Below are 10,093 nucleotides of genomic sequence, written 5' to 3' on the forward strand. Positions count from 1 at the left end.
TCGGCGGGTATCGCGTACCGATACCATGAAATCGGTTGTATCACAGCACAATTCCATCCGAATATCTCCTCCCACTGTGGCGCCTCCCGCTGCGACCCTTGCCGCTGTCCCGCGCGCCCGTACCACCTTCGCCCGACCGACCACCTCGACGCCGGATGCCAGCTCGACGCCGAGTCCACCGGAACCGCCGACGCCGATCGCCGAGATCACCGCTCTGCCCGGCCGCATCGTGAACGCGGTGCTTCAGGCCCTGGATCTGACCGTCGCGTCCACCGGTCCCACCAGCCCGCTGAACTTCACCCCGATCGACGAGGCGTTGTTTGCGGTCTTCCGACGGGTCGAATCTGCGCTCGGACTGGACGAGACGCCCGTCGCGCAGCCGGTGCCGCCGGCCGAGGTCTATACCGGCCCAACCACAACGCCCACGCCGACCGTCGAGCAGTTCCTCAACGCGGCCGCCGCCGAGTACGTGCTCGGAGGCACCCCGGGCGGATTGCGGCCGTTCACCGTGAACGGCATCCCGATGACATCCACCAACATCCTGTCCGGCGAATCCGCCCAGGTGTGGGTGACGCCGCAGCAGCAGATCATCATCGCGTATCAGGGCACGACCGGCGGCACCAACCTGCTGTTCAATCCGCTGATCGCGCTCTCCCAGATCGTCACCGACATGCAGGTGGCCTTCACCGACACCACTCCGCAGGCGTTCACCGATTCACTGGCATTCGAGCAGCAGGTCGAGGCCGAGGCGACCGCGCAGGGCTACAGCACCAGTGACATCTTCGTCACCGGGCACTCCCTTGGCGGCTGGGAAGCCGAATACGTCGCACAACAGACCGGTCTCGGCGGTCTCGGCTTCGAGAGTCCCGGCATCAACACGGTGGTGCCGGGCAATGGCATCAACGCCGGTTTCATCAACGTCGAGACCTACGGCGATACGGCCGCATATCTCGCCACCGACCTACCCGGATTGCAGCCGTTCATGCCTGCCTATATCCCCGCCGGCGGAAGCAAGCCGCACTACGGGTCCATCGTGATGATCGGCAACCCCGCCGCGGTCAACCCATTGTTCAACTCCTCCGCACGGTGGGGAACCGACCCTGTCGCAGACCTCGTCTTCGCGGTGGACATCCTCGGGAACTTCTTCGAGCATCACCTGCCCGGCATGCAGGCCTACAACCTCGGCGTCAGTCCGGACCCCGGTGTGGTGCCGTGGCTGGGATCCACCATGGGCCCGATCCACGACGGCTGGGGCGACCTGACGATCGGTGAACTTGCGCTCGCAGCGTCAGCCGCCGGCGTGTTGATCACGGCGTAGGAGGTCGTGACCGGCCAACGACAAGTCGGTTGCGGCGCTTTGCAGGTTGGGGCGAACCAATGAGGTCAGCCCGAGGCGCTGCAACCACGGCACCGCACAGAGCCGAAGATTGCGGCGCCAGAGCTGGCCGCGGGTGCGCGAGATCACCGTCGAGTCGGTACGCAACGCCAGGTCCTGATTCTTCGTGACGTAGCTGCGCAACCGGTCCTCGTAGGCGGCGAAAGCCTGCTGCGGGTCGTCGCGCCGGGCCAACTCGCTGGCGAGCACGTAAGCGCCGGCGACGGCGATGCTGGTGCCCTGGCCGGACAGGAACGCCGGCGCGTAGGCGGCGTCACCGACGAGCGCGATCCGCCCGCAGCTCCACCGGTCCATGCGAACCTGACTCACGGTGTCGAAGTAGACATCGTCGGCCAGCGCCAGTGTGTCGATGATTTCGCCTGTCCGCCAACGATCTTCGGCGAAGGCGGCGCGCGCGCTGGAGACGATCTCGTCGATGTCGCGCACGTTGACCGAGCCCGGCGATTCGTGGACGAAAGCCAGGAACGCCCGGGCGGGCCCGCCGTCGGTCGGGCGTTCTACCAGGACGGTGCGTCCCGGATGTGAGTACATGTATCCGGCACCAGGAGTGAAGCGGTCGGCGGGCAGGTCCCAGATCGCCGCGTACGGCCCCAGGTGCCGGACGAATTGGCCTTCCTCGCCCATCGCCAGGGCACGAACGTTGGAGTGGATTCCGTCGGCCCCGACGACCACGTCGAACGACTGGGGCTGGTGGTGGCGGAACGTGACGTCGACACCGGAGTCGGTCTGAGTCAGCGCGCTGATCGAGTCCCCGAATAGATAGGTGACGCGGTCCGCGCTGGCTCGGTAGAGAATCCCACCCAGCTCCCCTCTCGTGAGTTCCACATCGCCGGATTCGGTGTCGCTCAACAGATCGCCGAACTCCAGCGTGGTCAGCCGGCGCCCACTGGATGCGAGCAGCTCGACGGGAACGTGGCGGTAGTGCGCCGCCGCGATCTCGTCGTGCAACCCCATCCGGCGAACCACCTCGATCGCCGTGCCCCGGATGTCGATGGGATAACCACTGGTCCGCAGCTGCTCGGCACGCTCGATGACGGTGACGTCCCAGCCGGCCTCGGCCAGCCAGAAGGCGAGTACCGGGCCGGCGATGCTGGCACCGGAGATCAGGGCGCTGCGGTTGGTCATGACGTTCCTCTCGCGAGTGCTTTAGCTACACTACTGTTGCTTATAGCCAGACGTTAGCATCGTCAGATAAGCTACGCAAGTGTCCTCTAATACACCCGCCGGCTCACGGCGCCGCGGTGCGGCGCTGGAGACCGCAATCCTCGACGCAGCGTGGGATCAACTCCTGGAGGCCGGTTACGACCGCTTCACCATCGACGCGGTCGCGACCAGAGCTGCGGCAGCCCGTTCGGTGCTCTATCGGCGCTGGCCCTCGCGGATGGACCTGCTCAGGGCGACGGTCCGGCACCGGGGTGTGGTCGACGAGATCACCGCACCCGATACCGGAAGCCTGCGCGAGGACACGCTCGCCATCCTGACCGAGGTCAACGACCGCCGCTCCGGACTCATCGGCTTGTTCACCGTCCGCCTCGGCGCCTACTTCGACGAGGAAGGCGGATCACCGGCCGAATTCCGCTCACTGTTCCTACCCGAAGGCCCCTCGGTGATGGAGACCATCGTCGGGCGCGCCGTGGCCCGTGGCGAACTCGGGCCGACGCCTCTGCCCGTGCGAGTCATCTCGCTACCGGGCGATCTGCTGCGCAACGAGATCTTCATGACGATGACGGCGGCAGCACCGGAAACGCTGGTCGAGATCGTCGACGTCATATTTCTCCCGCTCGCAACCGATTTGTCGCGGGGCGGTGCATCCTAGCCGGGCATGGAAAATGGCTGCGCCACAGCATCTTACGACTACAACTGCGTTACGGTGCCACCGTCGACCAGCCATCTCCGATCCAGCCGGATGTTCTGCAGCATCCGCCGGTCGTGCGTAACCAGCAGCAGCGCACCGTCATAGGTTTCCAGCGCCTGCTCGAGTTGCTCGATGGCTGCGAGGTCGAGATGGTTCGTCGGCTCGTCGAGCACCAACACATTGGTACCGACCGCCTGCAGCAGCGCCAGGCCGGCGCGGGTCCGCTCACCGGGTGAGAGATCGTCGACCGGACGCTCGACATGGTCGGCACGCAGCCCGAATTTCGCGAGCAGGGTCCGGACGTCGGCGGTCGACCAGGTCGGCACCCGCGCCTCGAAACGGTCGACGAGCCGCCCGGAGCCCGTGAAATCCGCGCGCGCCTGGTCGATCTCGCCGATCGCGACGCTGGCACCCAGGCTCGCCCGACCCTCGTCGGGTTCCCGACGACCCAGCAGTAGCCGCAGCAGTGTCGACTTCCCCGCGCCGTTGGGCCCGGTGATACCGACCCGCTCGCCGGCGTCGACCTGCAGCGACACCGGACCAAGCACGAAATCTCCTTGCCGCACAACAGCTTTATTCAGCGTCGCGACCACGGAGCTGGACCGTGGTGCGGCTCCGATGGTGAACTCGAGCACCCATTCCTTACGCGGCTCGGCCACCTCCTCAAGGCGCGCGATCCGGCTTTCCATCTGCCGCACCTTCTGCGCCTGCTTCTCGCTGGACTCGGTGGCCGCGCGGCGCCGGATCTTGTCGTTGTCGGGTGACTTCTTCATCGCGTTGCGGACACCCTGGCTCGACCATTCGCGTTGCGTGCGGGCGCGGGCGACGAGATCGGCCTTCTTGTCGGCGAACTCCTCGTACTGTTCCCGCTTGTGGCGGCGACCCACCTCACGTTCTTCCAGATAGCTCTCGTAGCCGCCGCCGAAGATCGTGGTGGTGTTCTGGGCCAGGTCCAGCTCGAGTATCCGAGTCACGCTGCGGGCGAGGAACTCCCGATCGTGGCTCACCAGCACCACGCCGCCGCGAAGATCTCCGACGAACTGCTCCAGCCGGGCCAGGCCGTCGAGGTCGAGATCGTTGGTCGGCTCGTCGAGCAGGACGACGTCGAATCGCGACAAAACCAGTGCCGCCAGGCCCACACGGGCAGCCTGGCCACCCGACAGGGCGGTCATCAGGGTCGACTCCGGTTGCACCGCATCGGTATCCAACCCGAGGTCGGCCAGCACGGCCGGCACGCGTTCGTCGAGGTCCGCCGCACCGGTGGCCAGCCAGTGATCGAGAGCCACTGAGTAGGCATCCGTCACCGCAGTGCTGTCGCCGGCGTCGGCCAGTGCCGCGGCGGCGTCGTCCATCGCTTGGCTCGCCGCGGCACATCCCGTTCGGCGCGCGATATAGCCGGCGACGGTTTCCCCTGGTACGCGTTCGTGCTCCTGGGGCAGCCACCCGACGAAGGCGTCCGCCGGTGCGACGCTGACCGTCCCGGCGAGCGGTTCGAGATCGCCGGCGAGGATCCGCAGCAGAGTGCTCTTACCTGCGCCGTTCGCACCGACGACGCCGACGACATCACCCGGTGCGACCGTCAGATCCAGACCCTCGAAAAGGGTGCGGTGGGCGAATCCACCGGCCAGATCCTTCGCGACAAGTGTCGCCGTCATCGGTTCACCTTCGCCGCGGGAGGTCGCTAATGGCCCGCGTTGCTGGCCAGGTCGATGGCGAACTGGTTTACGAAGTGGCCGGGCCCGGGGTCCCCGCGTCCGCACGAGCCGTCGGAGTCACCGGGACGTTTGACCCACAGGTAGGCATCGGCGTGGGGGCCGGCGGTCGCCGTGGTCGGCTGGCCACCGAGGGCACGTCCGCTCGGATTGCACCAGTACAGGTCGCCGTCGGCCGGTCCGGCACCATTGCGCGAGGTGTCGATCACGTAGTGCGCGCCGTTGGTCATCCCGGAAATCGCTTCGCCGTAACCGATTTCCTCATCGGTGGTGAAGAAGTTCGCGGTGTTGAGGCTGAACCCCCGCGCGCGGTTCACCCCGACCTGGTTGAGCCGCGCGGCCATGTCCTCTGCGCTCAACCAGCGCGAGTGACCGGCATCGACGTACACCGCCGCGGCCGGGTCGCGGGTCAGCGTGTCGACGGCATAGCTGATCAAGTCGAAGCGCTCCTGGCGCTGGTCGGCGGAAAGGCAGTCAGCCATGGCCAACGCATCGGGTTCGAGGATGATCGTCGCCGGACCGCCGCCCAGGGTGGCTGAGACACCGTCGATCCACCCGCGGTAAGCCTCGGCCGATCCGAACCCACCGGCCGCGTAACTTCCGCAGTCACGATGAGGAAGGGCGTAGATCGCCAGCTGCGGAACAGCGCCGGCCGCCCATGCACCGGTGACGTATTTCGTGACGGCAGCGGCAGGAACGGCCTGGTCGATCCAGTAGGCCTGCGGCGTATTGGCGATGTAGGCCAACTCGGGGCTCGCTGGGTTGGCGTTCGCGGCTTTCATGGCCGCCGAGTTCGGGTCGACATAGAAGGGCTCCGCGGCCACCGGGCTTGCATCGTCAGCCAGGCGCACTGTCGTGGTCCGGCCCGGCATCTGATCGACGGAACTGACCAGGCTGACGACGGTCGCAACCGCCAGGAACGGGGCAATCCACCGCGCGGCTGCACCAGCAGCTGAGGACATCACCCTCATGAAATTAGTGGCACAACGTGAAGAAGCGCCAATCGCGGGCGATTGGTGATCGAGCCCGATGAGGTCGGCCAAGTGGGCGAAGATCTGCTCGGGGCCCTGGTCGTTGGGCGCCGTCAGGTCGGTAATCGCGGCCCGGAGGCACTCCACCGCGGGCACGCCCCGGACCCGTCGCCATAATCCCCCGAGTTGGCGGCGATGTAGTCCTCAAGTGCCTGCGCCAGGTGTGGCTGGCCCGCATTCACGACGAACGAGAACGGCTCAGGCTCAGACAGGTCGTCGGGGGCAGTGAGGTCGAAGTGGGGCCACACCATGACCAGGTCGGTCTGGGCGGTCGAGCCTTCGGTCACGATGACCGTCTTCCCGATGAAGTCGGGCACATCGTGGAGCGCGTCGCGATCTTCGTACCGAACACCGAAGGCGCGCTCGACGCAGCAGTAGTGGCTCGACCACGTCGTGCCCGGACTGGCTGCGCGGCGGTCGGGGAGGTCGCTGATTCCCGAAGCCGCGACGAGGCACGGGGGCCGGGTCGGCCGGGAAGCGTCCAGATTCCGTCGAACTAACTGGGCGCCGGTACCAGTGACCTACCCTGTGTCGCGGCGAATTTGGTGAGGAAGTCGACGTCCCAACCAGTCCAGTCGGTGATGTTGTCGGCGTCGCCGCCAGCGCTGACGAACGGAGCGAAACCCGGATACATGCATACCGTCAGGGGCGCGCCTGATTCCGGCGCCGCACCCGCGGATGGGGGCGCTGATCCGCAGGCGACCACCACCACGGCGGCGGACGCGGCGCGGCGAGCGATGACCAGCGAGTCCATCTCGGGCTTCCGAACGGTGCGGGGGCACTTCGGTGCCAGGGGCAATCGCACGGTACCCCCTGCGTTCCCCAGGCGTGGAGGTGACACGGTGTGCGCCGGTGCGGCAGCGGTCAACAAGTGAGCACTGGCATGCAGTTGGTCGGTGGCAGAGAAAATCAGCCGAGCAGCTCGGTGCTGCGCTGATCTTCCCAGAGCGCCATCCGGGTTCGGGCGGGCTCGCCGATCGCATCCATCACCAGCGGGATCAGCAACTCGGTCAACAGGAAGCCGGCGGCCATGCTCTGATACGTCGTCCCGACGGTGCTTGTCGCCGCCAGTACGACCTCGGCTTCGGGCGCGACCGGGCAGGCGAGGTCATCGGTGATCAGAACCACCGTCGCGCCGGCCCGGTGCACACGGGCAGCCAGCTCAGCCGCGCTGCGCTGGTAGCGATGGAAGTCGAAGAGCACCACCACGTCTTTGCGGGTCAAGTCGATCATCGCCCCGAGGTCACTGCCGGTCGGATCGGCGAGCAACCGCACGCCGGGCCGAAGTTGTTCGAGGTGAGCGGCCAGGTATATCGCCAGCAGGTGCGAGAACCGGCCGCCGTGCAGGTGTAGGGGACGACTGGTATCCGATAGCAGAGCCACTCCCGCTTCGAGCGCCGAGGCGGGCAACTGGGCCAGGGTCTCGACGGCGCGGTCGTTCTGCGCGTGTGCCTGCCGCAGGAGCCGGTCGAGCAGGCCGTCGGCCTCGGGCGCGCTCGGCAACCGGGTGATCGGGCCGTTTGAGCGCGACGTCAGCTCGGCACGCAGCGCCACCTGCAGATCGGTAAAGCCCTCGTAGCCAAGGGATTGCGCGAATCGCAGGACGGTCGGCGGGCTGACCTCGGCACGCTCGGCGAGCCGCGCCGCACTGACCAGTCCGGCACTGGGATAGTCCGCGAGCAGCGCCCGGCCCACTCGCCGCTCGGCCTTGCTCAACGTAGGCAGCGCTGCCCCGGCACGAGCCGCCACTGTGGCCACCGCGTCGGCGGTGTCGGGATCGGTGGCAGCCACGGCATCAATGTGCCATAAGTGGCAACTGTTCGATCGTCAGATCCCGCATCGAGATGGCGGTCACCGACTCCGGCGGCACGGGCGCCCACCCCAGGTCACCGAAACCGGTCGAGCCGACCACGATGACGCCGTCAGCGGGGCGGGCGATGCGCAGCGAGAAGTAATCCTCGAGATGTTCCTGCGGGAGATCCGTGGCGCTGATTTCTTCGATGTCCTCGTCGAGCAGGCGACTGCGGGCGTGTGCGTGCACGACGATCAGCTGGTCCTCGCCGAGAATCAGCGCGTTGAGGCTGGCGTCGGGATAGATCTGCCGCAGCGCGGCGACAGCGCGCCGGACCGCTTCCGCAAGATTCGTTGCGCCGCGCCGATATTGGCGGATGAGCGCGAAATAGCGCTCACTGTCGGTTGTTCCGCGCAGTTCCGCGGCGAACGCAGGCTCAAGGAGGTCGTCCAGCAGTGCCATCGGTTTGATGGAGCCGTTGTGCGCCATCGCAAGACCGTCGGCGAGGAACGGGTGGGAGTTCTGCGGTTCGACCGCCAGCCCGTTCGTCGCCCAGCGCAGGTGGACCACCGCCGCAGCGGATCGCAGCTCATGCGTGGCCACGTCGAACTCGGGGTCACCAAGTGCGGTTCCCGCCGAGACCTCGACGTGCGGGACGGCACCGACCTGGTCGGCACATGCGACTCCCCAGCCGTCACCGTGGATCTTCGTCAGGGCGACGAAGTCTTTCAACACGGCCTCACCGACGGCGTCCGCGATGGATATCGGTGTTGCCGCCACGACGCCCAGGAGCCGACACATGCCAGCCATCCTCCGTTCCTCGATTTTATGAATCAACCATAAACTGTCGAATTTAAAGATTCTGAAACATTCATGACATAGGTTCCTTCGCAGACTCACGGATGCCGAAGGAGAACCGATGCCAGGGGTGAGTGACGCCGGGCCACAGTCCGACGAGAGCGCGACCGACCGCCGGATCGAAGAACTGCGCGCCAAAGGTGTTGAGATCGTCGCGGGCTCGATCACGGATCCCGCCGGTGTCACCCGGGCGAAGTACATCCCGCTGCGCCGGCTCGGCGACTTTCAGCGCTCCGGGATGGGCGTGTCACCCTCGTGGAGCGTGTTCTGCGTCGACACCGGGATCGCCTTCACCCCGACCATCGGGGTCTCCGGGGACCTACGGATCCGCATCGATCCGAACGACGCTGCGGTCATCGACGACGGCATCGCGTGGGCACCGGGCAATCTCACCGACCAGGCGGGCGATCCGGCCCCCCTGTGCCTGCGCTCGCTGCTGCAGGCGGCTGAAAACGCCGCCGCCGCGCGTGGTCTGACGGTCCGCGTCGGGGCCGAGCTCGAGTGCACGATGCTCGCACCCGACGGCAGTCCGGCCTCGACCGAGCCCTGGTCACCCTATGGAATCCGCACGTCACTGGACCGTTCGGCATTCCTGGTCGACCTGGCCGCGACCGCCGAGCGGGCCGGGCTGCGCGTCGAACAGATCCACACCGAGTACGGCCACGACCAGCTCGAGGTCTCGCTGGCCCCGACCACCCCGGTCGCCGCAGCCGATGCCGTGATCCTGACGCGCATCGTGCTCGGCCGGGCGGCTGCCCGCCACGGCCTGCGGATTTCCTTCGCGCCGGTCGCATTCGAGGGCGGGGCCGGGAACGGGGCCCATCTGCATCTGTCGTTGGCCGATGAGCAGGGTCCGCTGCTCTCCGGCGGCGACGGGCCCTACGGCATCCGGCCGGCGGGCGGCGCCGCCATCGCGGGCGTCATCGACACACTGCCCGACCTGATCGGGGTGTACGCGGGGTCGGCCTTGTCGGCGCTGCGCCTCAAGCCCGGGAACTGGGCCGGCGCCGCTGCGTGCTGGGGTCTGGAGAACCGGGAAGCTGCCGTCCGCTTCATCGCCGCCACCGCAGGCAGTCCGCACGGCGCCAACGCCGAACTGAAACTGATCGACCCGAGCGCCAACCCGTATTTGGCCGCCGCGGCCTTCCTGAACAGCGCGTTGCGCGGTATCGACCGCCAACTCGAACTGCCCGCCGAAATACCGGAGAACCCTTCGCAATCGGCCGGCACACCGCCCCCGCTGCCCACCGACCAACGAGCCGCGATCGAGGCGACCGAGAAGTCCGCCGTCGCCGCCGAACTACTCACCCCCGAGGTGGTCGAAGCCCTCGTCGCGGTCCGACGCTACGAACTGAACACCTTCGGTGACCGTTCGCCCGCCGAGATCACCCAGGCGCTGCGTCTGGCATGGAGTTGCTGACCCACACCCGTTCCACAACCCGAAGGAGA

At 67.2% G+C, this 10,093-nt stretch carries 10 protein-coding genes; 3 read left to right on the forward strand and 7 right to left on the reverse strand.

Annotation, left to right across the window (positions count from 1 at the left end; genetic code table 11):
• The first annotated feature begins 76 nt into the window (after window positions 1–76).
• Complete coding sequence (locus H7J73_RS18540) at window positions 77–1,318, forward strand: hypothetical protein (protein WP_308207430.1); 1,242 nt, start codon at window positions 77–79, stop codon at window positions 1,316–1,318.
• On the opposite strand, the gene H7J73_RS18545 is transcribed toward H7J73_RS18540, so the two are convergent.
• Complete coding sequence (locus tag H7J73_RS18545) at window positions 1,289–2,521, reverse strand: FAD-dependent monooxygenase (RefSeq protein ID WP_264069023.1); 1,233 nt, start codon at window positions 2,519–2,521, stop codon at window positions 1,289–1,291. The two genes, H7J73_RS18540 and H7J73_RS18545, sit on opposite strands and share 30 nt — an antisense overlap.
• A 79-nt stretch (window positions 2,522–2,600) precedes the next feature.
• Between H7J73_RS18545 and H7J73_RS18550 the strand changes: the two genes are divergently transcribed.
• The gene (locus tag H7J73_RS18550; RefSeq protein WP_264069024.1) at window positions 2,601–3,212 is read left to right on the forward strand and encodes a TetR/AcrR family transcriptional regulator; all 612 of its coding nucleotides are present in this window, start codon (window positions 2,601–2,603) and stop codon (window positions 3,210–3,212) included.
• Window positions 3,213–3,250: 38 nt separating this feature from the next.
• Here H7J73_RS18550 and H7J73_RS18555 read toward each other — a convergent pair whose 3' ends face one another.
• From H7J73_RS18555 to H7J73_RS18580, 6 genes are all read right to left on the reverse strand, one after another.
• Window positions 3,251–4,906 carry an ABC-F family ATP-binding cassette domain-containing protein gene (locus H7J73_RS18555; protein WP_264069025.1) on the reverse strand — a complete coding sequence of 552 codons (1,656 nt, stop codon included), beginning with the start codon at window positions 4,904–4,906 and terminating at the stop codon, window positions 3,251–3,253.
• Between the two features lie 26 nt (window positions 4,907–4,932).
• Window positions 4,933–5,925: a glycoside hydrolase family 6 protein gene (locus H7J73_RS18560; RefSeq protein WP_264069026.1), complete on the reverse strand. Its 993-nt coding sequence runs from the start codon at window positions 5,923–5,925 to the stop codon at window positions 4,933–4,935.
• Between the two features lie 122 nt (window positions 5,926–6,047).
• Window positions 6,048–6,311: a hypothetical protein gene (locus tag H7J73_RS18565; RefSeq protein ID WP_264069028.1), complete on the reverse strand. Its 264-nt coding sequence runs from the start codon at window positions 6,309–6,311 to the stop codon at window positions 6,048–6,050.
• A 179-nt stretch (window positions 6,312–6,490) separates the two neighbouring features.
• The gene (locus tag H7J73_RS18570; RefSeq protein ID WP_264069029.1) at window positions 6,491–6,799 is read right to left on the reverse strand and encodes a hypothetical protein; all 309 of its coding nucleotides are present in this window, start codon (window positions 6,797–6,799) and stop codon (window positions 6,491–6,493) included.
• A gap of 104 nt (window positions 6,800–6,903) precedes the next feature.
• Window positions 6,904–7,785, reverse strand: coding sequence for a MurR/RpiR family transcriptional regulator (locus tag H7J73_RS18575; RefSeq protein ID WP_264069030.1), 882 nt, complete (start codon window positions 7,783–7,785; stop codon window positions 6,904–6,906).
• Window positions 7,786–7,789: 4 nt separating this feature from the next.
• Entirely contained in the window at window positions 7,790–8,587 is a 798-nt protein-coding gene (locus H7J73_RS18580; RefSeq protein ID WP_264069032.1) for a class II glutamine amidotransferase, read from the reverse strand.
• A gap of 118 nt (window positions 8,588–8,705) precedes the next feature.
• Between H7J73_RS18580 and H7J73_RS18585 the strand changes: the two genes are divergently transcribed.
• Window positions 8,706–10,064 (forward strand): type I glutamate--ammonia ligase, encoded by a 1,359-nt coding sequence (locus H7J73_RS18585; RefSeq protein WP_264069033.1) that lies wholly within the window; start codon window positions 8,706–8,708, stop codon window positions 10,062–10,064.
• Window positions 10,065–10,093: the final 29 nt, after the last annotated feature.

Origin of the sequence: Mycolicibacterium komossense, assembly GCF_025822605.1 — a bacterium.
In the GTDB taxonomy this organism is placed as follows: domain Bacteria; phylum Actinomycetota; class Actinomycetes; order Mycobacteriales; family Mycobacteriaceae; genus Mycobacterium; species Mycobacterium komossense.

What these genes read in the sequence shown, in the direction of transcription:
- H7J73_RS18585 (WP_264069033.1), top strand. Translation starts at nt 8,706, where the DNA reads ATGCCAGGGGTGAGTGACGCCGGGCCACAGTCCGACGAGAGCGCGACC.
- H7J73_RS18545 (WP_264069023.1), bottom strand. Translation starts at nt 2,521, where the DNA reads ATGACCAACCGCAGCGCCCTGATCTCCGGTGCCAGCATCGCCGGCCCG.
- H7J73_RS18580 (WP_264069032.1), bottom strand. Translation starts at nt 8,587, where the DNA reads ATGTGTCGGCTCCTGGGCGTCGTGGCGGCAACACCGATATCCATCGCG.
- H7J73_RS18555 (WP_264069025.1), bottom strand. Translation starts at nt 4,906, where the DNA reads ATGACGGCGACACTTGTCGCGAAGGATCTGGCCGGTGGATTCGCCCAC.
- H7J73_RS18560 (WP_264069026.1), bottom strand. Translation starts at nt 5,925, where the DNA reads ATGTCCTCAGCTGCTGGTGCAGCCGCGCGGTGGATTGCCCCGTTCCTG.